The organism is Pantoea sp. SIMBA_079 (genome assembly GCF_046940275.1).
GTDB classification, from domain to species: domain Bacteria; phylum Pseudomonadota; class Gammaproteobacteria; order Enterobacterales; family Enterobacteriaceae; genus Pantoea; species Pantoea borealis.
In genome coordinates, this window is sequence record NZ_JAWRYR010000002.1 from 205060 (window position 1) to 229197 (window position 24138).

The window sequence follows — 24138 nt, forward strand, 5'->3', positions numbered from 1 at the left end:
TCCATGCTGAGTATAGTTAAGGATTGACGGGACGTATGGCGTGCGCGGGCGGGTGCACCTTACCCGCGCATCTGACCTGCCCGGCTTATGACGTTTTCTCGTCGTCCGACGGAATTAAAGGTTCATCAATGGCGATCGACTTGCCTGACTTCAGCAGCTGAATATCGAGCATGACGTAAGTCATGGTGGTGATAAACAGAGAAATCACGCTGCCAATGACGCCACTGGTGGTAAAGGTAAAGAAGTTATACATCACCACCCAGGTCACACAGATAAACAGCGCCAGCGCCACGCTGATAGCGGATTGTGAATAATTTGTCGCGCGCGCGCCCATTTCGTTGATTTGCATACTGAGGTTACAGCCTGTGTATTTCTCAAGTATCCAGATGCCCTGGTCCCAGCTGCGCAGACGACGCGCGCTGCCGCGCGTCACAAACAGAAACAGCAGCGAGATAAACAGGCCCGAGAAAGCGATCAGCACCGGCACCGCCTGCAGGGCATAAGCGATACTTTTATGCACCGAATCCTGCGCCAGACCGGTGAGATCAAGCGTTAACGATGCGCCGAGGACGCCATACAAAAACAGAAACAGCACCAGGTAGAGCGCGTTACGTTTCCAGTCGAGATCGGCTTCATGGTTTTTCTGCTGACGAGCAATAACCAGAGCCTGCTGCAGTCGCTGCGCGTCAGCGGAGCTGGCTGCGATGCTTTCAGGCTCGCTGCCCAGCAGCCGGTGGATAAAAGGCCGATCGGCCTGATCAATAGTCACGTGCATAAACATCCCGCAAACAGAATATAAGTGGCAACAGTGTACCATTTGCCGGCGCAAATTGATTTTAAGGACATCGTTCATCAGCGGCTCACGTTATCCTGTACGGTGGCTGAACCTTCGTCCGGCGCATGAGTATCCATCAGGGCGTACAGCCGGTCATTGGCGATAATGAATTATTCGGGTAACGTGGAATAGAGACTATTACCTTCATCACGCCAGTCAGGACTGGCAGGAGCCTCTTCGATGTCAGTTTCTTCTTCACTGGTTGCGCTGGTTTGCCGCACACCTGAAAATGCGGCAACCGCCTGTCAGCTCAGCGCATTCAGCGCTCAGCTCACCAAACGTGGCCTGGTCAGCATCCTGATTCATGTGCAATCACGCAGTGAACTGCAGCAGGCGCTGCAGAATGCCGCGGCGTTGCCGGTCACGCATCTGCTGTTTCTCTCTTCTGTCTGTGACGATGAACAGAGCCTGGCAGCAGAGATATTGCCTGCGGTTGCGCAGCTTCATGCGGATGCACAGACGCTGGCCAGCGATCGCTACAGCGCAGGCGAAGCGCTCGCGCTGCTACTGCTTTCTCAGGGGCATCAGCGGACGGGCTTTATGCATGCCGGTGAAACGCCGGAGATAGCTCGTCAGCTGGCAGGCGTCAATGCCGGCCTGCAGACGCAGGAAAAAGAGGTGCAGCTTTTGCTGACAGCCGGCCGTGAGCGGCGCGAAGAGGCGTATCAATCGATGATGGCGTATCTGAAGAAAACCCGTGCCGCCGAACGTATCAACGCGCTGGTGTGCAGCAACGATGAGCTGGCGTTTGGCGCGCTGCAGGCTGTGCGTGATTTTGGTCAGGGCGCACACGTTGCGGTAACGGGATACGGTAACGTGGCTGAAGCGGCGATGTCCACCTGGCATCTTACCCGCTGGGTCCCGCGCAGTGATTTGCGGGTGACAGAAACGTTAAACCGGTTACTGGAGCAGGGCGCTGACAACAACAGTGGCTGGCAGCAGGGTGAACTGGAAGTGCGGCACTCCCATCAGGGGAAATATATTCCCGGCGAAATGTCGCAATGCGGCTGTGCTATACGCCACTGAGTTGCGGCCCCGGATAGCGTGATAGTGCGTATCCGGGGCCATAGCCTTAACGCAGCACGCCGCTGCTGTCAGCCTGTGTGGCAACGGAAGGCTCAATCACCACCGGGATACTTTTATAGGCGGGAATACCGCTTTGCGTATCGTGGCTGTCGAGTGGCACCATAATATTCGCTTCCGGATAGTAAGCGGCTACCGATCCGGGGGCCATGTCATAAATCACGATTGTCAGGTTCTTCATACGGCGATGGGTGCGGTTACCCTGCGGATCGAGCGCGGTCATATCGACCGTATCCCCGGAGCGCAGCTGCCGGCTCTCCGCTTCATCAGCGGAAATAAACAGCACATCGCGCCGCCCGGTAATGCCCCGATACCGATCGTTTAGCCCGTATAGCGTGGTGTTGTATTGATCATGACTGCGCAGCGTAGTCAGCACCAGATCGTGACACTTCAGCGAGCGCGGATCCTCATTGATCCCCTGCATCACTTTAAACTGCGCGCGTTTCGACGGCGTCAGCCAGACACGTTCAGACGCCGCATTATGCAGACGGAAACCACCCGGCTGCATAACGCGCTGATTAAAGTTTTCAAAAGCGGGAAACACGGCTTCAATGGCATCACGAATGTTGCTGTAGTCGCTGACCATTTTGTCCCAGTTTACGCGGGAGGCCGGCAGCGTCGCTTTGGCCAGTCCGGCAACCAGCGCCGGTTCCGATTTAAGATGCGGGGATGCAGGCTCCAGCGTGCCGCGCGAGGCGTGAACCATTGACATAGAATCTTCCACGGTCACGCTCTGATCGCCCGAAGCCTGGCGATCCCTTTCCGTACGTCCCAGCACCGGCAGCAGGTAGCTGTGCTTAGCCATCAGCAGGTGAGAGCGGTTGAGCTTCGTCGCCATATGAACCACCAGATCGAGCTTGCGCATCGCCTCAAAGGTGATTTGCGGATCGGAGATGGCTTCGGCGAGGTTACCGCCCAGGCACAGCAGCGCTTTTGAGCGCCCGTCGCGAATCGCCTGAATCGCCGCCACCGCACCGTGCCCGTGCTGCTGCGGGGGCGTGAAGCCAAAGACCTTCTGCAGACTGTCCAGCAGGGTCTGTGAGGGGATCTCTGTGATGCCAACCGTGCGATCGCCCTGAACATTTGAGTGCCCGCGCAGCGGACAAATGCCCGCGCCGCGGCGGCCGATATTGCCGCGCAGCAGCAGCAGATTCGCAATCTGCTGCACATTCTGCGTGCCGTACTGATGCTGCGTAATACCCATCCCGTAGCAGATAATGGTGTTTTCTGCGGCGGCGTAGAGGTGGGCAATGTTCTGGATCTCAGCGATATCCATCCCAGAAACTTTCAGAATATGATCCCAGCTGGTGTCGTCCAGATCGGCTTTCAGCGCCGCAAAACCTTCAGTATGTTCACTGATAAAGGTTTCATCCAGAACCGGCGGTTCGCCGGCCGCCAGCGCCTTATCGTGCATAGCCAGCAGCGTTTTCATCACGCCTTTAAGCATGGCTGCATCACCGCCAACGCGCACCTTGTAGTAGGTTGAAGCCAGCTGCGTGGACCCCATTGAGAGCATTTCAATCGGACTTTGCGGTGAGGTAAAGCGTTCCAGCCCGCGCTCGCGCAATGGATTGATGGCAACAATCTTCGCGCCGCGTTTTGACACTTCCCGCAGTGTTCCCAGCATACGCGGATGGTTGGTGCCAGGGTTGTGTCCAATGCAGAGCACCAGATCGGCGTGTTCAAAATCCTCCAGCTCTACTGTACCTTTGCCAACGCCAATCGACTCTGGCAGGCCTACGCTGGTGGGTTCGTGGCACATATTTGAGCAGTCGGGAAAGTTGTTTGTGCCATATTCACGGGCAAACAGCTGCCAGAGAAAGGCCGCTTCATTTGAAGCGCGGCCGGAGGTGTAAAATTCAACGCTATCAGGATCGTCATAACCGCGCAGCAGCGCGCCAATCTCCTGCAGCGCCGTGTCCCATTCAATAGGCTGATAAGTGTCGCTGGCTGCATCATATTTCATGGGATGGGTCAGGCGTCCTTCACCTTCCAGTTCAAAAGCGCTGCGCTCCCAGAGCTCGCTGACGGTATGCGCGGCGAAAAAGGCAGGCGTAGTGCGTTTACTGGTCGCTTCCCAGGAAACAGCTTTGGCACCGTTCTCACAAAATTCAAATGAGGAGGCGTGACGTGGATCGGGCCAGGCGCAGCCCGGACAATCAAACCCTTCAGGCTGGTTGACCTTGAATAAGGCGATAACATCCTGTTTTACCGCCATCTGATGCCGGATCGCATCTGCTACCGCTTTCAGTGCTCCCCAGCCGCCCGCTGAGCCTCCATAAGGTTTAATGCCGACATCCCGGTTCTGCTCTTTCATGGCTGCTTATCTCGTGTAAAAAATTATCTCTTAAGCCTGGAATAAGCTGCGGCGTCCGCAAGGAAACTATATGAAACACGCTATTTTAATGTTTACAGAATATTGCAGCGCTGCGATTGCTAAAAACGTGTTAAAGCACCTCTGATTATCGTCCTGCGGTAATAATATGCTATATAAATGATAATTATTCTCAGTGAATTGATGCGGAACTGACAGAATGCAAAACGATAAATCTCTCTATGCTGACTGCTGTATTGCAGGCGGTGGCCCGGCAGGATTGATGCTGGGATACCTGCTGGCGCGCGCCGGCGTAAACGTTATTGTTATTGAAAAACATGCGGATTTTCTGCGTGATTTTCGTGGCGACACGATCCATCCTTCCACGCTGGAGATCATGTACCAGCTTGGATTACTGGATGAGCTGTTAACGCTGCCGCATCAGCGCGCTGAGAAACTGCAGGCGGAAGTTGGCGGCGAAGAGATCACTATGGCGGACTTTTCCCGCCTGCCGGTGCGCTGCCGTTTTATCGCTTTTATGCCGCAGTGGGATTTTCTCGATTTTCTGGCCCGTAAAGCCCGTGCCTTTGATAATTTTACCCTGCTGCACGATACCGGCTTTGCTGACTTCATCAGAGAGGGAGATCGGATTACTGGCCTGACGACGTTACAGGGTCACACTATTCGTGCGCCGCTTGTGGTCGGGGCAGATGGCCGTCATTCGCAGGTTCGTGCTAAAGCGGGATTAACCAGCCAGAATTTTGGCGCGCCGCGTGATGTGCTGTGGTTTTCACTCGCTAAACAGCCCGACGATCCGGCGCTCGGAATGGGTCATAAAGGGCCGAAACAGAATTTTATCGTGATCGATCGCGGTGACTACTGGCAGTGTGGCTATACCATCGAAAAAGGCGAGTTTGAGCGACTGAAAGAGACCGATATCGCAGCGTTTATTACACAGCTTGCTGAGGTTGCACCGTTCAGTGAAGCGCGTATGCAGGCGCTGACCGGCTGGGAGATGTTTCACCTGCTGTCGATTCGAATCGATCGTCTCGATAGCTGGTGCCGGCCAGGCGTCCTCTGTATCGGTGATGCAGCGCATGCAATGTCGCCTATCGGGGGCGTAGGGGTCAATCTGGCGATTCAGGATGCAGTGGCCACCGCTAATCTGCTGACGCCCGCGCTGCTGAAAGGTGAGGTAAACCTTAAAACGCTGCAGAAAGTCCAGCGGCGGCGTCAGTTTCCCACGGTCGCCACGCAGTTTCTGCAGATCAAGATGAGCAGTAAAAAACGCACGCGCAGCGCGCCATCCAAAGTGCCACAGTTCATCAGCCGCTACCCGTTTCTGCGGCATCTGTTTGGACGCCTTATCGGACTGGGATTTCGCCCGGAACGTCCGCGCCTGGCAGATAAAGGCTGAACGGCAGGCAAAAAAAAGCCCGCGAGGCGGGCAGGCGAACGATAACCGGTAAACTTTCTCGTCAGCAACGCATTGCTGTTTAGCGTCACTATAGTAGCAACGATTACGCAGGCGTACGAATTTTGTTCGATGAGTTAATTTTGCTGAACAGATAAATAATTTAAAGATTACGGTAGCGTTCCTGGTTTAGTCTGCGCCCTGAGTAATAACGATCATCGCTTCAGCAATGTCAGCCCGCGCTGCCCGCGCCTGCTGATATTCTGGCGAATGGTAACACTCAACGGCCGTCTGATAATCGGGAAACGCGATTAATACATGGCGGGCATAGGTTTTACCTTCCAGCGTCAGCGCGTGCTCACTGCGTGCAAGAAAGGTCGCCTGATATTTATCAAAAGCTGCCGGTGCGAGATCCCGGTAACGCTGATAGCGCTCAGCATCATGCACCGTAACGTGAGCTATCCAGTAAGCAGTCATCGCTACTCCTCCGTCGTCAGAATTGTTTTCGCCAGCTGCGCCGCTTCCGTCAGATGCTGAATCACCGCTTCTCTGGCCTGCTGCGGATTGCTGGCTTCAACCGCAGCGTAAATACGCGACATACGTTCAAATCCGGCTACCTGACGCTCAGGACTACGCAGCGTCAGGGCGCGCAGACGGCTGATGCGGCTATTGAGCCGCTGCACAATTTCCCAGGCGATATGATGCTCTGCAATCGAAAACAGCGTTTCGTAAAACGCCTGCGACGCTTCAACCCGTTCAATATCGTCATGATGTTCAGAAGCGCTGGCAATCCGCATCAGCCGCGTGTGCAGCGCCTGCTTGTCTTCCGCTGTGGCTGTACGGGCGCAATCCTCTGCGGCTGCAGATTCAAGCAGCTGCCGTATGCTGTAGATCTGCTGCGCAACCTCCCAGGTGAGCCGCGCCACGATAGGCCCTTTTTTGGGCAGATTTTCAATCAGGCCTTCCGCTTCCAGATAACGGATCACTTCCCGCACCACGGTACGACTGACACCCAGCTCATCACACAGTGAGCGTTCAACCAGACGATCGCCCGCTTTAAAATAGCCCGAGATGATTGCCTGTCTTACTTTCACCAGCGCCAGTTCCCTGAGAGTCACCGGCGTGTTTTCAATCCTTAAGGAGTGAATCGCAATCATGATCTTCCCTATTGTCCTGCGTTAAGAATCGTTGCGCGCAGCCCTGCGCGCGCTCTTTTTTACTATTAGCACTGTTATGGCAATGAACGCAACGTTGCAGGTAGTACGGGCAACAGGGCCTGAAGCAACAAAGTGATAAACGGTGCTGCGGTTTATCCTGATGCGGTCGCGCCAGTAATTTGTCATTGCTCACATTTTTATCACCGATCGCTGACGCTTTTCGGTTCTCATCACGCCTTTTCCTGAAACCCCCTACTTATCAGCAACATAAATTTATCCTGTCGTACAGGCCTGCATCAGTTATTTGAGGCCAGTCACACTCCGGCAGCAGTATTGTTATCCGACGCGATGCACCTGAACAGAGAGTCAAAAGATGGCCGGAACCGCAGCTGGCGCACGCTGAAGCGGAAAAAGCAGCTAATTAATGTATGACTGTATGATGGTATACCAACTTTTGACATCCCAAAAGCGCCGATGTTATACCCCTTTCACCAGTAGTAATTAACAAACCGTTAACTTGAAAGGGGATTACATGCATCCGGACATTCGTAAAACCATCGTCACAACTGAAACGCTGTATACCGACGGCGGCAAAGCGGCAGGCACGCCGCTGGTGATGATTGCCGCTGCAGCCGTGGTCAAAAATCCGTGGGCTGGCAGAGGTTTTGTTGAAGATCTGGCACCGGAAATCCGTGAGATGGCGCCGGTATTGGGCGAATTGCTGACCGGACTCATCGTTAAAGAGGCGGGAGGCGGCGATCGCGTGGTCGCCTATGGCAAATGTGCCGTTACCGGACTGAACGGCGAGCTGGAGCACGCCTCAGCGCTGATCCATACGCTGCATTTTGGTAATCACTACCGTTCTGCAGTGCAGGGCAAAACCTATCTGGCATTCAATAATACGCGCGGCCCGGCCAACACGCCGATTCTGGTTCCGATGATGGGAACAGAAGATGAGGGCTCGCGCGAACACTACCTGACCATGCAGTTCAATATTAACGATGCGCCATTCAGTGACGAGATCGTGATTGCGCTGGGCGCTGCGCTGGGCGGACGGCCGCACCACCGTATCGGTAACCGTTATCTTGATCTTAAAGAGCTTGGCCATGATCAGAAAAATCCAGCGGCTGTCTGAGGCGTTATCACAGGTCAGCTATCTCGAAGCGGGAACAGGCACCCCCCTGGTACTGATTCACGGTGTGGGCATGAATGCTGAAGCCTGGTTTCCCCAGATAGCGGTACTGAGCCGCCATTTCCGGGTGATCGCAGTGGATATGCCCGGACATGGCGAGAGCACAGGCTTCGGGCATCATGCGACGCTGACCGATTATGTCGACTGGCTGGCGGCCTTTCTCGCCACCCAGCCAGAACAACGCTTCGCTGTTGCCGGGCACTCAATGGGCGCTCTGATTACCGCCGGACTGGCAATTGATTATCCGCACTATGTCAGCCGGGCAATCGTGATGAGCGGCGTATTCAGGCGCTCAGCTGCTGCCCGGGCGGCGGTACTGCAGCGCGCTCACGAGCTGGCAAGCGGCAACGTACAGCTGGATGCGCCACTGGAGCGCTGGTTCAGCGCTACCCCTCAGGAGCAGCCGCTGCGACACAAAGTCGGTGAGTGGCTGCAGCAGGTCAGCCCGGCAGGCTATGCGCGTGCCTATCAGGCTTTCGCTGAGGGCGACTCGCTGTATGCCGATCGCTGGGCAGAGATGCGCTGTCCGGTGCTGGTAATGACGGGGGAACTGGACGCCAACTCCAGCCCGGACATGACCCGACAGATGGCCAGCGCCGCGCTTTACGGTGAGGCGGTCGTTATCGATAACGCCAGACACATGTTGAATCTGACCGATGCTGAACGGGTAACACGGGAGATGCTCTCTTTCCTCGAGCCGGTTGCAGCCCACGTCACGTCACAAGAGCCTATTCAGGAGTAACTTATGGACGCAGATAAACGCAGACAATTGCGCGACGCCTTTGGTGCCTTTATGACGGGCGTAACCGTGGTCACGACCCACGATGCGAATGGTGAGCCAATTGGTTTTACCGCTAACTCTTTTTCCTCGGTATCACTGGACCCGGCGCTGCTGCTGGTGAGCATCGACAAACGGTCGGCTAACTTTGAGCACTTTACGCAGTGCCGCCATTTTGCCGTCAATATTCTGGCAGAACAGCAGAAAGAGACGTCGAACGTGTTTGCGCAGAAGATTGCCGATCGCTTTGCGCGCGTCAGCTGGCGACGCGGAGAGCAGGGTACACCCCTGATTGATGAGAGTTCGGCCTGGTTTGAGTGTTCGCTGCATCAGGTGATTGACGCGGGCGACCACGCGATCCTGATCGGTAATGTGCTGCAATTCGCTTCCAGCGGCACCGCGGGTCTGGGCTACTATCGCGGCGCCTATTTCACACCTTACCAGCAGGCGGAGTCGCTGATTAGCGGGCCGGATGTCGTGGTGAGTGCGCTTATCGAATCTGCTGGTCAGGTGCTGCTGGTCCGGCAGTCAGAAGGGTACAGTCTGCCGGCACAAACCATGCGCGGTCGCAGTGTTGATGAAACGCTGACGCAGGTGTTCAGTACGCTGCAGATTGCCGCCAGTCCGGGTTTTATCTATTCCATGTGGGAAGACAGGCAGAAAAAGCAGCAGCATATTGTCTTCTTATGTGCGCAGCCCACGGGCAGTACGCTGCCCGTTGTGGATCAGGGAGAGTGGCGGGATCTGCAGGACCTGGCCACCATGCCGGTCGCAGACAGTGCGCTGCAGGCGCTGCTGGGGCGCTATATGCGTGAATACGCGGCGGGCAATTATGGCCTTTATTACGGTGATGAAGCGCAAGGCTCTGTGCGCCAGTTCGTTACGCCAGCCCATCAGGAGGTGGTATGAAGCTTTCTCTGTTTCTGCATATGGAGCGCGTCTCAGCTGATGATGCACAGGATAAGCTCTACGAAGAGATGATGACGCTGTGCGAAATCGCCGATCGCGGTGGTCTGCACGCCATCTGGACCGGTGAACACCATGGTATGAATTTTACCATTGCCCCCAATCCTTTTATTAATCTGGTGGATATTGCGCACCGCACACAGCATGTGCGCCTCGGCACCGGCACCATTATTGCGCCGTTTACCCATCCGATTCGCCTTGCCGGTGAGGCGGCAATGACCGACATCATCACTAACGGACGGCTGGAGCTGGGTATTGCGCGCGGGGCCTATGCGTATGAGTATGAGCGTCTGCTGCCAGGGCTTGATGCCTGGGGGGCCGGCCAGCGCATGCGGGAACTGGTCCCGGCAGTAAAAGCGCTCTGGCGCGGTGATTATACTCATCAGGGCGAGTTCTGGCAGTTTCCTTCCACCACATCATCGCCGTTACCCAAACAGCAGCCGCATCCTCCCATCTGGGTTGCTGCCCGCGATCCCAACAGCCATGAGTTTGCCGTTAAACAGGGTTGTAACGTGCAGTGCACGCCGCTGCATCAGGGGGACGAGGAGATTGTCCGGCTGATCACCACGTTTAAAGAGGCGTGCCGGGAATACGCTCCGGAGCAACCGCTAAAAATTATGCTGCTGCAGCACGGTTTCGTGGCGGCGGATGAGGCGGATGCACAGCAGGCAGCAGAGGAGCTGAACCGCTTCTACCACTATTTCGGCGCCTGGTTTAAAAACGAGCGACCGGTGACGCAGGGGCTTATTGCCCCACTGAGTGAGGAAGAGATGGCCGCTAACACGTATTACAGCGCAGAAAAAATGCGCCAGAACCTGGCTATCGGTACGGCGGACGAAGTGATCGCACGGCTGAAAAACTATGAAGCACTGGGCTATGACGAATATGCGCTGTGGCTCGACAGCGGTATGACCTTTGAACGCAAAAAGGCCTCACTGATGCGCTTTATTGAACAGGTCGTTCCGGAATTCCACTAAGCGGAGAGAGAGATGGACGCGTTTAAACTCTACATTGACGGGCAGTTTGTAACCGGCGCTGCCTCGTTCACATCCCTTAATCCGGCGACAGCAGAACCCTGGGCCACGATCGCCGGCGCAGAGCAGCAGGAGACTGACCACGCGGTGGAGGCGGCTGCCCGCGCGTTTACGTCAGAGGCGTGGCGCGCTCTTACCGCCAGCGCGCGCGGTAAACTGCTGCTGCGGCTGGCCGATCTGATTGAGCGGGATGCGGCGCGGCTGGCGCGTATTGAAACGCTGGATACCGGCAAAATTATTCGTGAAACGCAGGCGCAGATTGCCTACGTCGCAGAGTATTACCGCTATTACGCGGGGCTGGCTGACAAAATGGAGGGGGCTACGCTCAGTATCGACAAGCCCGATATGGAAACGTGGGTCAGACGCGAACCGGTGGGTGTGGTCGCGGCAATCATTCCCTGGAACAGTCAGCTATTTCTCTCTGCGGTTAAAATCGGCCCGGCGATTGCCGCTGGCTGTACGCTGGTGGTGAAGGCAGCAGAGGTGGCACCGGCTCCTCTTCTGGCGCTGGCAGAGCTGATTGATGAAGCGGGCTTTCCGCCCGGCGTGATTAACGTTATCACCGGATTTGCTGAGCAGTGCGGGGCACGGCTCACTGCGCATCCGCTGATCGATCATATCGCCTTTACCGGCGGAGCAGAAACGGCGCGCCATATTATTCGCGGCAGCGCGGAGAATCTCGCCAGCACCTCACTGGAGCTGGGGGGCAAGTCCCCGTTCATCGTTTTTGCCGATGCCGATCTGGAGAGTGCGGCTAACGCTCAGGTGGCGGCGATCTTCTCAGCGTCGGGTCAGAGCTGCGTCGCGGGCTCGCGTCTTCTGGTAGAGGCCAGTATTAAAGAGGCGTTTATTGACAAGCTGGTGAGTAAAGTGCGCGACATTGTCATTGGCTGCCCGCAGCAGACCGATACTCAGTTTGGCCCGCTCTGCACACTGCGTCAGAAACAGAATATCGAGCAGGTTGTCAGTCGTTCGCTGGAGCAGGGCGCACAGCTGATTATCGGGCATGAGCCGGTCAGCCAGCCCGGTTTTTATTATCCGCCTACAATCCTTGATTGCAGCAGCGTGCCGGAAGCAGAGAGTGTCGTGCAGGAGCTGTTTGGTCCGGTGCTCTCAGTGCTGACCTTTAGCGGTGAGGCGGAGGCGCTGCGGCTGGCAAACGGCACTGAATATGGCCTTGCTGCAGGCGTCTTTACGCAAAATCTGACGCGGGCACACCGTATTACACGCCAGCTGCGCAGCGGCGTGGTCTGGCTGAACACCTATCGGGTTGTCTCACCGCTGGCCCCCTTCGGTGGCTACGGCAAGTCAGGTTTTGGGCGCGAAGGCGGCGTTGACGCAGCGCTGGAGTACACCACAACCAAAACCGTCTGGCTGCGTACCAGCGATGAACCCATCGACGATCCTTTTATCATGCGTTAATTCCCCTTCCGGCGCTGGCCATCCACACCATTGCCCGCCGGATCGTTAAGTATCAGGCGTCTTACCGCCAGCAGTTTCTCCTGAGAGAAGACGAGACGCACATCGTCGGGATGGCTATGGCATTTAAACGCCAGTGATGTATCTGCAACACATAATAATTCTGCATCTCAACCGGAGGGTAAGGTGGAAAAATCATCACGTCAGGGGCAGTTTATCGAGAACAAGTCGGTGGATTATGTGCCGGTGTCTGAGCGACACGGCAAGCCGCACAGCCTGTTCACGCTCTGGTTCTGCACCAATATTGCTCCGCTGGCAGTGGTCAGCGGGGCGATCGCAACCGAAACGTTTCATCTCAATGTGATTTCAGCGCTCTCTGCGATTGTCGCCGGTCATCTGTTTGGTGGCATTTTTCTTGCGCTGACCTCAGCGCAGGGACCTAAAACCGGCATTCCGCAGATGGTGCAGAGTCGCGCGCAGTTCGGGCGCTATGGCTCGCTGCTGGTGATCAGCTTCACTACCGTTATCTATCTTGGCTTTTTTATTTCCAACATTTCGCTTTCTGGCCGGGTAATTAACAATGTTATTCCGGTACTGCCGGTAGCCAGCGCAACGATTTTAGGTGCCGTGCTGGCAACAGCGATCGGCGTGATAGGCTACCGCTTTATCCACCGGATTAATAAAGTTGGCGCATGGATTATGGGAGCAGCCCTGCTGCTTGGACTGACGCTGATGTTATCGCAGCCGCTACCGGCAGATTTCTGGCAGCGCGGCTCGATGAGTGCAGCAGGCTGGTTCGGCACCTTTTGCATTGGGGCCGTGTGGCAAATCAGCTTTTCACCGTACACCTCAGATTATTCGCGCTATTTACCTGCAGATGTGGGTATCGCCCGCCCTTTCTGGGCCACTTATCTCGGCGCCTGTGGCGGGACGATTCTGGCATTTGTCTTTGGCATGATGGCCGTGAGTATTGCTCCTGCGGATGACGCCATGGTAGCAGTACGTCACGCCACCGGCTGGCTGGGACCGCTGCTGATGATCCTGTTTCTGGTAAATATCATCTGCCATAACTCGATGAATTTGTATGGTGCGGTGCTATCGCTGATAACGGCTGTGCAAACCTTTCGTCCGCACTGGACGCCGGGGGCGGCAGTACGGCTGGTGGTGTCGGCCCTGGTGCTGACAGGCAGCATTTTGATTGCCCTGGCGGCGTCGCAGAACTTTGTGGCTTTTTTCATCAACCTTATCCTGGCGCTGATTGCCGTACTGATCCCGTGGATTGTGATTAACCTGCTCGATTTCTACTACGTCAACAAACAGCACTACGATGTGGACGCTATATTTCAGGCCGACGGAGGACGCTACGGGCGGCTTAATCTGCAGGCACTGCTGGTCTATTTTGCCGGCATTCTGGTACAGATCCCCTTTATTGAAAATGCGTTTTTTTCCGGTCCGTATGCAAAACTGATCCCCGGTGTGGATATCTCGTGGATTATCAGTCTGGTTGTCACCAGCATTGCGTATCCGCTGTTTCACCGAAAGTATCAGCCGCGGTTAACCGTACTGCCTGAAAGCAAAGTGTAAAAACCGGGGCAGGGACGCCCCGGCCGGTTTACCCGACACGTTACCCTCCGTTTCCGCTATTAACGTCTGCTCTCTTCTTCAAACCGTGAAACAGCGCGCTGCAGGCGTGCGATTTGTATGGAATACCTGCTACCATAGCGCGCGGCAGCTGCGCGTTGTCGTCTGGTAAACCCTGTATAAATACTATGATTACGTCGTGTAAATAACGCGCGGCGAATGGAGCTATGGCACTGATGTTGCAAGATTTAGGCATTATTGATTTATGGACATTTCTGGCAGGTGCGCTGGTGATTATTCTGTTACCTGGCCCGAACAGTCTGTATGTTTTACGCACCGGCATGGGGCGCGGCATCAAAGCGGCTTCTAAAGCGATTGCGGGTGTCATGGCAGGCGATCTGATCCTGATCTTTCTCGCCTGGGCGGGGGTGGCCACGCTGATACGCACCAGCCCGCATATTTTTATGATGGTGCGTTATCTGGGGGCGATGTTTTTACTCTATCTGGGTATCAAAATTATTATGGGCGCGCTGCGCCAGCGCGCGGACACGCAGCCTGCTGAACCGGTCAAAGCGGAAAACTACTTTCTGCGTGCGGTACTGCTGGGGGTGACTAACCCTAAAGCTATCCTGTTTTACGTCTCTTTCTTTATTCAGTTTATCGACCCGAAAGTCACGCATACCGCACCGGCATTCGCCACGCTGGGTGCGCTGATCCAGCTGATCAGCTTCAGCTACTATTCCGTGCTGCTGGTGGCGGGCGCGGTAATGGTCCGCTTTTTGCGCAGCCGCACGCGGCTGGTTAAATTTGCCAACATGCTGACCGGTATGCTGTTCTTTGGTTTTGCCGTCCGGCTGGTAAGCGCCCAGAGCTGATAGTGACCACGCACGCTGCGGAGAGATAAATGATAACCAAACAACGTCAGGCTGATGCCCTGCTGGTGAGTACTACGCTCATTGCGGCGTTTGGCTGGATTTGCTCGCGTGAGGCGATAGCCGGTATTCCCGCACTGGCATTTGTCGCGCTGCGCTTTCTCTCTGCCAGCGCGATACTGCTGCTGCTCTGCCGCGCCGCCGAACTGCACCATACGCTGCGGAATATCAGGCCGGTTCTGATGAGTGGTCTGCTGCAGTCTGCTTATATGCTGCTGTGGATCTATGCCGTTGCCACCACGCGTTCGCTGGGTGAGGGGGCGTTTATCATGAGCCTCTCCATGCTGTTTGTGCCGCTTTTCGCCTGGCTCATACTGCGCAGTCGCCCGGCACGCGCGTTCTGGCTCTCTCTGCCGGCGGGCATAGCGGGACTGGCTCTGCTGACGCTCAGGCAGGATCTGCATTTTGAACTGAGTCAGCTGCTGTTTCTGGGCGCCGCGCTGATTCAGGCGGTCTACTTCTGTTTCACTACCCGCTTTGCCGCTACGGTTCCCGTCTGTCCGCTGGCTACGGTACAGCTCGCCTGCACGGGCGCAGTGGCAGGCGTACTGTCGCTGTTCACTGAAAGCTGGCCGCAGGAGGTTACGCTGGCATCATGGAGCTGGCTGGCGGCCAGCGCGCTGCTGGCAACCAGCCTGCGCTTCTGGCTGCAGCTGAAAGGACAGAGCATGACCAGCGCCGCGAATGCCGCACTGATCATGATTTTAGAGCCGCTGCTGACGGTACTGGCGGCGGCGCTCTGGTATGGCGAGGCGATGTCAGCACGGCAGATGCTCGGCTGCCTGCTGATATTACTGTCGCTGCTCTATTACCGGCTGCGGCAGGCGAAAGCGCTGACGTAACCGCTTAAGCCACACGATGCAGTGCATCACTTACCGCATTAAACAGCCTGTCGAGTTCGTCAGGCTGAGCAGCAAACATCGGACCAAACTGCAGCGTATCGCCGCCAAAGCGGACATAGAATCCCGCCTTCCATAACAGCATACCCGCCTCAAAAGGCCGCAGTGTGGCATCGCCCTCGCGGGGGGCCAGCTGAATCGCGCCAACCAGCCCGCAGTTGCGAATGTCTGCCACGTGCGGACAGCCGCGCAGCGCGTGCAGCTGCTGTTCAAATAGCGGAGCCAGCTCAGCCGACTGCGCGATCAGCGACTCCTTTTCCAGCAGGTCCAGCGTCGCGATGGCCGCTGCGCAGGCGACCGGATGCGCCGAGTAGGTATAGCCGTGTGCAAACTCCACCGCATGCTCTGGCAGCGGCTGTGACATATAGGTGTGGTAGATCTCGCTGCTGGCCGCCACGCCTCCCAGCGGAATGGCCCCGTTGGTGATCTGCTTGGCAAAGTTGAGCAGATCCGGCGTCACACCAAAATACTCTGCGCCGGTCCAGCGTCCCATGCGGCCAAAGCCGGTGATCACTTCATCAAAAATCAGCAGGATATTGTGCTGCGTACAGATCTCACGCAGGCGCTGCAGATAGCCCCGCGGCGGAATAATGGCGCCGGCGGAGCCGGAAAGCGGCTCAACAATCAGCGCGGCGATGTTTGACGCATCGTGCAGCTCAATCAGCTTCAGCATCTCATTCGCCAGCGCCTCGCCGCCGGTTTCAGCCTGGCCCGGCGTAAAGGCGAGATCGCTTTGCAGCGTATGCGGCAGGTGATCCACATCCATAAACTGCCCAAACATTTTGCGGTTACCGCCAATGCCGCCGAGGCTGGTACCGGCAATATTCACCCCGTGATAACCGCGGGCGCGGCCAATCAGTTTCGTTTTGGCCGGCTGACCTTTGGCCCGCCAGTAGCCGCGCGCCATTTTAACCGCGGTGTCTGCGGCTTCAGATCCGGAACCGGTAAAAAAGATATGATTGAGATCGCCCGGCATGTGCTGCGCAATACGTTCTGCCAGCTGAAATGAGAGCGGATGGCCATACTGAAAACCGGGGGAGTAATCCAGTACCCCGAGCTGCCGGCTGACCGCCTGCTGGATCTCACTGCGCGTATGGCCTGCGCCGCAGGTCCACAGCCCTGACAAACTGTCATAAATGCGCCGCCCTTTATCATCGGTCAGCCAGCGCCCTTCCGCGGCCACGATAAAGCGCGGGTCGCGCTGGAAATTACGGTTGGCGCTGGAGGGCATCCAGTGCGACTGCAGGTTCAGGGATGCGGTATCAATACGTTCAGACATAGCAGTTTCTCCAGAGTGTATAGCCAGAGTTTGCAATCAGGCATCGGTTAAGTTAAATGCTAATTAACTTAAGTTTAGTCAGCGGAAAACTCACCTGAATGAAACCTAAAACGCTGGCGCAGGTTACTGATTTCGATCTGCGCCTGCTGCGGCTGTTTAAAACCGTCAGCGAATGCGGCAGCTTTACGGCCGCCGAAAGCAGGCTGGGCATTACCCGCTCGGCAATCAGCCTGCATATGAGCGATCTGGAAAAGCGTCTCGGGATGCGGCTCTGTCAGCGCGGAAGGGCGGGATTTGCCCTGACGGATGAGGGCCGTGAAATCCTGCGTCTCAGCGCCAGCCTGATGGTAGCCGTCGAGGACTTCCGCCAGCAGATCAACCAGATGCATAAGCAGCTGCGCGGCGAGCTGAACATCGGCATTATCAATAATCTGGTGACGCAGCCGCGAATGCAGATTACTCAGGCGCTGGAAGCATTACGCGAACAGGGGGCCGACGTCCGCATTAATATCAGTATGCTCACGGCCGCTGATATTGAACAGGGCCTGCTCGACGGTCGCCTGCACGTGGGCGCGCTACCCTATACCGCGCCGGTGTCGGGCCTGGCTTATACCCCGCTCTATGAAGAGATCTCCTGCCTTTACTGCAGCAGCACGCATCCGCTTTTCAGCCAGGCGCATGAAACGGATCTGTCGGTGCTGGCTCGCCATGAGGCGATAGCACCGGGTTACCGTCTGAGTGCGGAAGCCGCTGCGCTGCATCAGTCACTTAACTGCACGGCCACGGCCTCTGACCGGGAAGGGATTGCTTTTCTGATCCTGACCGGACGCTATATCGGCTTTCTGCCCGATCACTATGCAGCACGCTGGTGTGAGCTGGAGCAGATGCGTGCGATTGCGCCTGCCCGGCTGTGCTTCAGCAGCGAAATCGCGATTGTGACCCGACAGGGGCAGCGTAATAACGCCATCCTGCAGCGTTTTCTGACGGCAACGGGCGCAGAGAGTGAGGCTGATGCGCCTCTATAATTACAACATACTCTTAGTTGATCAACTACCTTGTTAAGCTATAGTGCAGGCCGTTCAATCAGGCAGTCATATCAGGCTTGTTTTACAACGGTGTGAGGAGCACATGAGGCAGGGCAGCTTTACGCTGCCCTGCAGAAAGACAGGAGATTATGCCCGCACAGGCTCACCGCGCACCGGGCGCTCGCCGGCAACATAGTAGTCGGCGGTGCTGCGTGGCAGCGGATCGCGACCGCGAATGTTATCTGCAATCTTCTCGCCAATCATAATGGTTGTCGCATTCAGGTTCCCGGTGATGATCAGCGGCATGATAGAAGCATCGACCACGCGCAGACCCTGCAGGCCATGCACGCGGCCCTCACCATCGACCACGGCCATCTCATCGCTGCCCATTTTACAGGTGCCGCAAGGGTGGTAAGCCGTTTCACCGTGGTTACGCACAAACTCATCCAGCTGCTCATCGGTCTGGCAGTCGATACCCGGACTGATTTCGCGACCGCGATAGTTATCCAGCGCCGGCTGGTTAATGATTTGACGCGTAATGCGGATCGCATCGCGAAACTCCTGCCAGTCCTGTTCATGTGACATGTAATTGAACAGAATGGCCGGATGACGGCGTGGATCGCGTGATTTAATCCGCACGTGACCCCGGCTTGGCGAGCGCATAGAGCCAACATGGCACTGGAATCCGTGCGCTTCAACCGCGTTAGAGCCGTTGTAGTTAATGGCAACCGGCAGGAAGTGATACTGAATGTTAGGCCAGTCAAACTCTTCCCGGCTGCGAATAAAGCCGCCGCCTTCAAACTGGTTGCTGGCTCCCACGCCGGTACCGTTAAACAGCCATTCGGCGCCAATTTTCGGCTGGTTCCACCACTTCAGCGCCGGGTAGAGCGAAACCGGCTCTTTGCACTCATACTGCAGATACATTTCCAGGTGATCCTGCAGATTCTCACCCACGCCAGGCAGGTCGTGCACGACCGGAATATCAAACTGCTGCAGCAGCTCTGCCGGACCCACACCTGAACGCTGGAGGATCTGCGGCGAGGCGATGGCGCCAGCGCACAGCAGTACCTCACGCCGTGCATAGACCGTTTTCGGCGCATTGCTGCCGCCTTCAAGGTACTCGACGCCGGTCGCGCGCGTGCCGTCAAACAGAATGCGATCGGTGGTCGCATGGGTAATGATCTTCAGGTTCGGACGCTTTTTCGCAGTATCAAGGTAGCCGCGCGCCGTGCTGGAACGACGGCCCTTTGGCGTAACAAAGCGGTCCATCGGGCCAAAGCCTTCCTGCTGATAACCGTTCAGATCGTCGGTACGCGGATAACCCGCCTGTACGCCTGCTTCAATCATCGCCGCAAACAGGACGTTGTTGTCCGGCTTACAGGTAGTGATGCTGACCGGACCTTCGCCGCCGTGATAGTCATTTGCGCCAATATCGCGCGTTTCTGACTTGCGATAGTAGGGCAGGCAGTCAAGATAGCTCCACTGCTCCAGACCGGGCGCTTTGGCCCAGTTGTCGAGATCCATCGCGTTGCCGCGGATATAGCACATGCCGTTGATCAGCGAAGAGCCGCCCAGTCCTTTACCGCGCCCGCACTCCATGCGGCGGTTATTCATATAGGGTTCCGGCTCGGTCTCATATGCCCAGTTGTAGCGCTTGCCCTGCAGCGGGTAAGCCAGGGCCGCGGGCATCTGGGTACGGAAGTCAAAGCGGTAATCGGGACCGCCCGCTTCCAGCAGCAGTACATTGACATTGCTGTCTTCGGTCAGACGGGTAGCCAGTACGTTTCCTGCGGATCCGGCTCCGATAATGACGTAATCAAATTCCATTAGTCGCTCCTCAGGTAAGCCTAATTAAAATACTGACTGAAAACGGGTCATTTCGATCTGCACCGATTTAACCTGTGTATAATTCTGCAGCGTCATCACGCCGTTCTCACGCCCGATCCCGGAGTGCTTGTAGCCGCCAACCGGCATTTCAGCTGCGGATTCGCCCCAGGTATTAATCCAGCAAATACCGGCTTCAATCTGGTGAATAACGCGGTGTGCACGATTAAGGTCCTGCGTGACCACGCCCGCAGCCAGACCATATTCGGTGGCATTCGCACGGCGCACGACCTCTTCTTCGCTCTCATAGGTAAGAATGGACATGACCGGACCGAAAATTTCTTCCTGCACGATAGTCATCTCGTCGCGGCAGTCGGTAAAGACGGTTGGCTCAACCCATGCACCTTTGTCAAAATCAGCGCCGCTCATGCGCTTACCGCCGCACAGCAGCGTGGCTCCTTCGCTGATGCCCGATTCGATATAGCGCATCACGTTGTCACGATGGGCAAAGCTCACCAGCGGGCCAAAGTTCGTGGCCGGATCGGTGAGATCGCCTGCTTTGATACGCGCAACCCGCTCGCTGATTCTGGCCTCAAATTCCGCTTTTACTGCAGCAGGAATAAAGACGCGGGTGCCGTTGGTGCAGACCTGACCGGAGCTGTAAAAATTCGCCATCATGGCGATGTCGGCGGCGAGATCGAGATCGGCATCCTCAAAAATGATCAGCGGAGATTTTCCGCCCAGCTCCATCGTGACATCTTTCAGCGTCGAGCCAGCGGCGTTTGCCATCACTTTCTTACCGCTGGCTACGCCGCCGGTGAAAGAGACTTTATCGATACCAGGATGGTCGGTCAGCAGCTGGCCGGTCACCGCGCCACGCCCGTTCAGGACGCTGAAAACACCATCCGGCACGCCGGCAGCAGTGTAAATCTCAGCCAGCTTCAGCGCGGTTAGCGGGGTAACTTCGCTGGGTTTAAAAATCATGGCGTTGCCTGCTGCCAGCGCCGGCGCCGATTTCCACAGCGCGATCTGGATGGGGTAATTCCATGCGCCGATCCCGGCCACCACGCCCAGCGGTTCGCGGCGGGTATAGACAAAAGAGGTGTCGCGCAGCGGGATCTGCTGACCCTCCAGTGAAGGGATCAGACCGGCATAGTACTCCAGCACATCTGCACCGGTGACAATATCCACCGCCTGGGTTTCGCTGAAAGGTTTACCGGTGTCCAGCGTTTCCAGCTCAGCCAGTTCATCGTTACGTTCGCGCAGGATCTCCACCGCACGCCGTAAAATGCGTGAACGCTCCATCGCCGTCATCGCAGCCCAGATTTTCTGGCCTTTTTTTGCCGCTTCGACGGCGCGATCAACATCCGCGCGCTCAGCTTCATGGATATCTGCCAGCACGTCCCCATTCGCAGGGTTGATACTCTGGAAGGTATTGCCCGCTGCTGAAGGGACAAATTTGCCATCAATGTAAAGGTGCTGTTCGGTGAATCGGGACATGGGTTCTCCTTCCTCAGTGATTCGGTGAGCCAGCCAGTTGCTGACGAATGAATTGGGTGGTAAGCGTTCTGGCAATGGCTAAATCAAAAGGCTTGCCGCTTAATGCGGCACGCAGCCACAAGCCATCAATCATAGAAGCCAGACCGTAAGCTGCCAGGCGGGCCTGCTCACGTGGCATTTCGTGGCGAAATTCGGCGGCCAGGCTGGAGAACAGACGACGACTGCTGACCCGCTCTAACCGGCCCAGCTGCGGCTGATGCATGCTGCTTGCCCAGAAGTCGAGCCACGCTTTCATGGCAGCGCTATGGAGCTGGGTATCATCAAAGTTACCTTCCACAATGGCCAGCAGGCGTGCTTCAGTGCTGGCGTCTGCCAGCGGCTTAAGCCGCATGGCAACCGCTTCGCGCAGCTGACGCGTAACATCGCGCATGGTGGCTTCCAGCAGGCCATTTTTGTCTTTGAAATAATGACTGATGATGCCGGTGGAGACGCCAGCCCGTCGGGCGATCTGCGCAATGGTGGCGTAGTTTATGCCTACGTCATTAATGGTATCCAGCGTCGCATCAATCAGCTGCCGGCGACGTATCGGCTGCATTCCTACCTTTGGCATCACTACCGCTCCACCTCAAATTGAGTCCCTATTAAAACTTTTTTTGATTGCACGTTCAATATAAAAAAGAAAGTTGTTAGGATGGTGTGCTTCGTTTGTTACAAAGCCAGACGGTACGCTACGCTGATAGCGATTTATCACCGTTCTCAACTAATGGAGGAAAAGCAGGGAGTACAACTACAAGGTCAGCCACACTGATCGTATAAAATTTTTGAGTAATTACAGGAAATTAACCAGAGGTTATCGATGATTAATCCACCTGCCAGTGAAAAAGACAGAATTAATCCCGTGGTGTTCTTCACCTCAGCCGGACTGATTCTGACATTTTCACTTGTCACCATTCTCTACAGCGACCTTGCGGCCGCCTGGATCCAGACAGCGGTAAACTGGGTCTCAACCACGTTTGGCTGGTATTACATGCTGGCTGCCACGCTCTATATCGTCTTTGTGGTCTATATGGCCTGCTCGCGCTATGGCGCAATTAAGCTCGGGCCGGAGCAGTCTAAACCGGAGTTCAGCCTGCTAAGCTGGTCGGCGATGCTGTTTGCCGCCGGTATTGGCATCGACTTAATGTTTTTCTCTGTTGCGGAGCCGGTATCACAATATATGCAGCCGCCGGAGGGCGCCGGACAAACCATGGAGGCTGCGCGTCAGGCGATGGTCTGGACGCTGTTTCACTACGGGCTGACCGGCTGGTCAATGTACGCATTGATGGGGATTGCGCTCGGCTACTTCAGCTACCGCTATAACCTGCCGCTCACGATTCGCTCTGCGCTCTATCCGATTTTTGGTAAACGCATCAATGGGCCGATTGGGCATACCGTGGATATCGCTGCGGTCATTGGCACCATATTTGGTATCGCCACAACGCTGGGTATCGGCGTGGTGCAGCTGAATTACGGCCTTAAGGTGCTGTTTGACGTTCCTGAAGGACTGACCGCGCAGATGGCGCTGATTGTCCTGTCAGTGATCATTGCGACTATCTCCGTGACATCGGGCGTTGATAAGGGCATCCGGATCCTGTCTGAGCTCAACGTGGCGCTGGCGCTCGGCCTGATCCTGTTTGTGCTGTTTATGGGCAAGACAGACTTCCTGCTGAACGCGCTGGTGCTGAACGTTGGCGACTATATCAACCGCTTTATGGGGATGACGCTGAATACCTTTGCGTTCGATCGTCCGACCCAGTGGATGAACAGCTGGACGCTGTTTTTCTGGGCATGGTGGGTCGCCTGGTCGCCGTTTGTTGGCCTGTTCCTGGCGCGTATCTCACGCGGCCGCACCATTCGCCAGTTTGTGCTCGGCACGCTGATCATTCCCTTTACGTTTACGCTGCTGTGGCTCTCTGTATTCGGTAACGCCTCGCTGTATGAAATCATTCACGGCGATGCCGGCTTTGCGCAGGAAGTGATGGCGCATGCCGAACGCGGTTTCTACAGTCTGCTGGCGCAATATCCGGCGTTTAAACTCAGCGCGTCCGTTGCCACCATTACCGGGATGCTGTTCTACGTTACCTCAGCAGATTCCGGTTCACTGGTACTGGGCAATTTCACTTCAAAGCTCAAGGATATCAACAGCGATGCGCCTAACTGGCTGCGCATCTTCTGGTCAATTGCGATTGGGGTGCTGACCATGGGCATGCTGATGACTAACGGAATTTCTGCACTGCAGAACACCACGGTCATCATGGGGCTGCCGTTTAGCTTTGTGATCTTCTTTGTGATGGCCGGCCTGTGGAAATCGCTGAAGGTGGAAGATCATCGCCGGGCAAGTGCCGTGCGTGAAACCGCGCCTTATATTCCCTCAAGCAGCGATCGCCTGAGCTGGAAGAAGCGGCTGTCACGCCTGATGAACTATCCGGGTACGCGCTATACGCAGCGGATGATGGAAACGGTTATCTATCCGGCGATGGAAGATGTGGCGAAAGAGCTGGAGCTGCGCGGGGCGCACGTAATGCTGGAGAAAATGCCGGCTGAAGAGGGGCAGGCGCTGGGGCACCTTGAACTGCGCGTTGATCTGGGTGAAGAGCAGAGCTTTATGTATCAGGTCTGGCCACAGCAATATTCAATTCCCGGCTTTACCTACCGCGCCCGCAGCGGTAAATCGCACTACTACCGGCTGGAGACCTTTTTACTGGAAGGAAGTCAGGGCAACGATTTGATGGACTACAACAAGGAGCAGGTGATTATCGATATTCTCGATCACTATGAGCGTCACCTGAACTTTATCCATCTGCATCGTGAAGCACCGGGCAGTAATCTGACCTTCCCTGAGATGTAACTCCACGGGCAGCAGCGAC

At 56.1% G+C, this 24138-nt stretch carries 20 protein-coding genes; 12 read left to right on the forward strand and 8 right to left on the reverse strand.

The genetic code is table 11. The features are described from left to right. Positions 1 to 85: 85 nt before the first annotated feature. Positions 86 to 775 carry a hypothetical protein gene (locus tag SB719_RS04935; protein WP_412158971.1) on the reverse strand — a complete coding sequence of 230 codons (690 nt, stop codon included), beginning with the start codon at positions 773 to 775 and terminating at the stop codon, positions 86 to 88. 240 nt (positions 776 to 1015) lie between these two features. Between SB719_RS04935 and SB719_RS04940 the strand changes: the two genes are divergently transcribed. Further along, positions 1016 to 1861 (forward strand): substrate-binding domain-containing protein, encoded by an 846-nt coding sequence (locus SB719_RS04940; RefSeq protein WP_412158972.1) that lies wholly within the window; start codon positions 1016 to 1018, stop codon positions 1859 to 1861. Positions 1862 to 1907: 46 nt separating this feature from the next. Here the strand turns inward: SB719_RS04940 and SB719_RS04945 are convergent, their stop codons facing one another. Further along, positions 1908 to 4235: an FdhF/YdeP family oxidoreductase gene (locus SB719_RS04945; RefSeq protein ID WP_412158973.1), complete on the reverse strand. Its 2328-nt coding sequence runs from the start codon at positions 4233 to 4235 to the stop codon at positions 1908 to 1910. 217 nt (positions 4236 to 4452) lie between these two features. Here SB719_RS04945 and SB719_RS04950 point away from each other — a divergent pair, with 217 nt between their 5' ends. Beyond that, complete coding sequence (locus SB719_RS04950) at positions 4453 to 5649, forward strand: FAD-dependent oxidoreductase (protein ID WP_412158974.1); 1197 nt, start codon at positions 4453 to 4455, stop codon at positions 5647 to 5649. 186 nt (positions 5650 to 5835) lie between these two features. Here the strand turns inward: SB719_RS04950 and SB719_RS04955 are convergent, their stop codons facing one another. After that, entirely contained in the window at positions 5836 to 6123 is a 288-nt protein-coding gene (locus tag SB719_RS04955) for a DUF1330 domain-containing protein (protein WP_292968654.1), read from the reverse strand. A gap of 2 nt (positions 6124 to 6125) precedes the next feature. Beyond that, entirely contained in the window at positions 6126 to 6740 is a 615-nt protein-coding gene (locus SB719_RS04960) for a GntR family transcriptional regulator (protein ID WP_412158975.1), read from the reverse strand. A 595-nt stretch (positions 6741 to 7335) separates the two neighbouring features. Here SB719_RS04960 and SB719_RS04965 point away from each other — a divergent pair. The 8 genes from SB719_RS04965 to SB719_RS05000 all read left to right on the forward strand — a co-directional run bounded on the left by SB719_RS04965 (position 7336) and on the right by SB719_RS05000 (position 15547). After that, entirely contained in the window at positions 7336 to 7938 is a 603-nt protein-coding gene (locus tag SB719_RS04965) for an amino acid synthesis family protein (protein WP_065647439.1), read from the forward strand. Beyond that, positions 7910 to 8737, forward strand: a complete 828-nt coding sequence (locus SB719_RS04970) for an alpha/beta fold hydrolase (RefSeq protein ID WP_304231645.1) — start codon at positions 7910 to 7912, stop codon at positions 8735 to 8737. The genes SB719_RS04965 and SB719_RS04970 overlap by 29 nt, the downstream gene beginning before the upstream one ends. Before the next feature lie 3 nt (positions 8738 to 8740). After that, complete coding sequence (locus tag SB719_RS04975) at positions 8741 to 9682, forward strand: flavin reductase family protein (RefSeq protein WP_065647437.1); 942 nt, start codon at positions 8741 to 8743, stop codon at positions 9680 to 9682. Further along, the gene (locus SB719_RS04980; protein WP_065647436.1) at positions 9679 to 10716 is read left to right on the forward strand and encodes an LLM class flavin-dependent oxidoreductase; all 1038 of its coding nucleotides are present in this window, start codon (positions 9679 to 9681) and stop codon (positions 10714 to 10716) included. Before SB719_RS04975 ends, SB719_RS04980 begins: the two co-directional genes overlap by 4 nt. A gap of 12 nt (positions 10717 to 10728) precedes the next feature. Beyond that, entirely contained in the window at positions 10729 to 12195 is a 1467-nt protein-coding gene (locus tag SB719_RS04985) for an aldehyde dehydrogenase (protein WP_412158976.1), read from the forward strand. A gap of 183 nt (positions 12196 to 12378) precedes the next feature. Next, positions 12379 to 13776 (forward strand): purine-cytosine permease family protein, encoded by a 1398-nt coding sequence (locus SB719_RS04990; protein WP_292968659.1) that lies wholly within the window; start codon positions 12379 to 12381, stop codon positions 13774 to 13776. A gap of 233 nt (positions 13777 to 14009) precedes the next feature. Continuing rightward, positions 14010 to 14648: a leucine efflux protein LeuE gene (gene leuE / locus SB719_RS04995; RefSeq protein WP_065647653.1), complete on the forward strand. Its 639-nt coding sequence runs from the start codon at positions 14010 to 14012 to the stop codon at positions 14646 to 14648. Positions 14649 to 14680: 32 nt separating this feature from the next. Beyond that, positions 14681 to 15547: a DMT family transporter gene (locus SB719_RS05000; RefSeq protein WP_412159029.1), complete on the forward strand. Its 867-nt coding sequence runs from the start codon at positions 14681 to 14683 to the stop codon at positions 15545 to 15547. 4 nt (positions 15548 to 15551) lie between these two features. On the opposite strand, the gene SB719_RS05005 is transcribed toward SB719_RS05000, so the two are convergent. Next, complete coding sequence (locus SB719_RS05005) at positions 15552 to 16883, reverse strand: aspartate aminotransferase family protein (protein WP_304231638.1); 1332 nt, start codon at positions 16881 to 16883, stop codon at positions 15552 to 15554. A gap of 98 nt (positions 16884 to 16981) precedes the next feature. On the opposite strand from SB719_RS05005, the gene SB719_RS05010 reads away from it, so the two are divergent. Then, positions 16982 to 17908, forward strand: a complete 927-nt coding sequence (locus SB719_RS05010; protein ID WP_065647432.1) for a LysR family transcriptional regulator — start codon at positions 16982 to 16984, stop codon at positions 17906 to 17908. 147 nt (positions 17909 to 18055) lie between these two features. Here SB719_RS05010 and betA read toward each other — a convergent pair whose 3' ends face one another. The 3 genes from betA to betI are packed head-to-tail and all read right to left on the reverse strand — an operon-like array spanning position 18056 to position 21842. After that, complete coding sequence (betA, locus tag SB719_RS05015) at positions 18056 to 19735, reverse strand: choline dehydrogenase (protein ID WP_065647431.1); 1680 nt, start codon at positions 19733 to 19735, stop codon at positions 18056 to 18058. Between the two features lie 24 nt (positions 19736 to 19759). Beyond that, positions 19760 to 21232, reverse strand: coding sequence for a betaine-aldehyde dehydrogenase (gene betB, locus SB719_RS05020; RefSeq protein ID WP_304231634.1), 1473 nt, complete (start codon positions 21230 to 21232; stop codon positions 19760 to 19762). 13 nt (positions 21233 to 21245) lie between these two features. After that, positions 21246 to 21842, reverse strand: coding sequence for a transcriptional regulator BetI (gene betI / locus SB719_RS05025; protein WP_412158977.1), 597 nt, complete (start codon positions 21840 to 21842; stop codon positions 21246 to 21248). 246 nt (positions 21843 to 22088) lie between these two features. Here betI and SB719_RS05030 point away from each other — a divergent pair, with 246 nt between their 5' ends. Beyond that, positions 22089 to 24119, forward strand: coding sequence for a choline transporter (locus SB719_RS05030; protein WP_065647428.1), 2031 nt, complete (start codon positions 22089 to 22091; stop codon positions 24117 to 24119). Positions 24120 to 24138: the final 19 nt, after the last annotated feature.

Bases quoted from the DNA above. Each gene is read 5' to 3' on its own strand.
- SB719_RS04935 (WP_412158971.1), bottom strand. From the start codon at position 775: ATGCACGTGACTATTGATCAGGCCGATCGGCCTTTTATCCACCGGCTG.
- SB719_RS04940 (WP_412158972.1), top strand. From the start codon at position 1,016: ATGTCAGTTTCTTCTTCACTGGTTGCGCTGGTTTGCCGCACACCTGAA.
- SB719_RS04945 (WP_412158973.1), bottom strand. From the start codon at position 4,235: ATGAAAGAGCAGAACCGGGATGTCGGCATTAAACCTTATGGAGGCTCA.
- SB719_RS04950 (WP_412158974.1), top strand. From the start codon at position 4,453: ATGCAAAACGATAAATCTCTCTATGCTGACTGCTGTATTGCAGGCGGT.
- SB719_RS04955 (WP_292968654.1), bottom strand. From the start codon at position 6,123: ATGACTGCTTACTGGATAGCTCACGTTACGGTGCATGATGCTGAGCGC.
- SB719_RS04965 (WP_065647439.1), top strand. From the start codon at position 7,336: ATGCATCCGGACATTCGTAAAACCATCGTCACAACTGAAACGCTGTAT.
- SB719_RS04970 (WP_304231645.1), top strand. From the start codon at position 7,910: ATGATCAGAAAAATCCAGCGGCTGTCTGAGGCGTTATCACAGGTCAGC.
- SB719_RS04975 (WP_065647437.1), top strand. From the start codon at position 8,741: ATGGACGCAGATAAACGCAGACAATTGCGCGACGCCTTTGGTGCCTTT.
- SB719_RS04980 (WP_065647436.1), top strand. From the start codon at position 9,679: ATGAAGCTTTCTCTGTTTCTGCATATGGAGCGCGTCTCAGCTGATGAT.
- SB719_RS04985 (WP_412158976.1), top strand. From the start codon at position 10,729: ATGGACGCGTTTAAACTCTACATTGACGGGCAGTTTGTAACCGGCGCT.
- leuE (WP_065647653.1), top strand. From the start codon at position 14,010: ATGTTGCAAGATTTAGGCATTATTGATTTATGGACATTTCTGGCAGGT.
- SB719_RS05005 (WP_304231638.1), bottom strand. From the start codon at position 16,883: ATGTCTGAACGTATTGATACCGCATCCCTGAACCTGCAGTCGCACTGG.
- SB719_RS05010 (WP_065647432.1), top strand. From the start codon at position 16,982: ATGAAACCTAAAACGCTGGCGCAGGTTACTGATTTCGATCTGCGCCTG.
- betA (WP_065647431.1), bottom strand. From the start codon at position 19,735: ATGGAATTTGATTACGTCATTATCGGAGCCGGATCCGCAGGAAACGTA.
- betB (WP_304231634.1), bottom strand. From the start codon at position 21,232: ATGTCCCGATTCACCGAACAGCACCTTTACATTGATGGCAAATTTGTC.
- betI (WP_412158977.1), bottom strand. From the start codon at position 21,842: ATGCCAAAGGTAGGAATGCAGCCGATACGTCGCCGGCAGCTGATTGAT.
- SB719_RS05030 (WP_065647428.1), top strand. From the start codon at position 22,089: ATGATTAATCCACCTGCCAGTGAAAAAGACAGAATTAATCCCGTGGTG.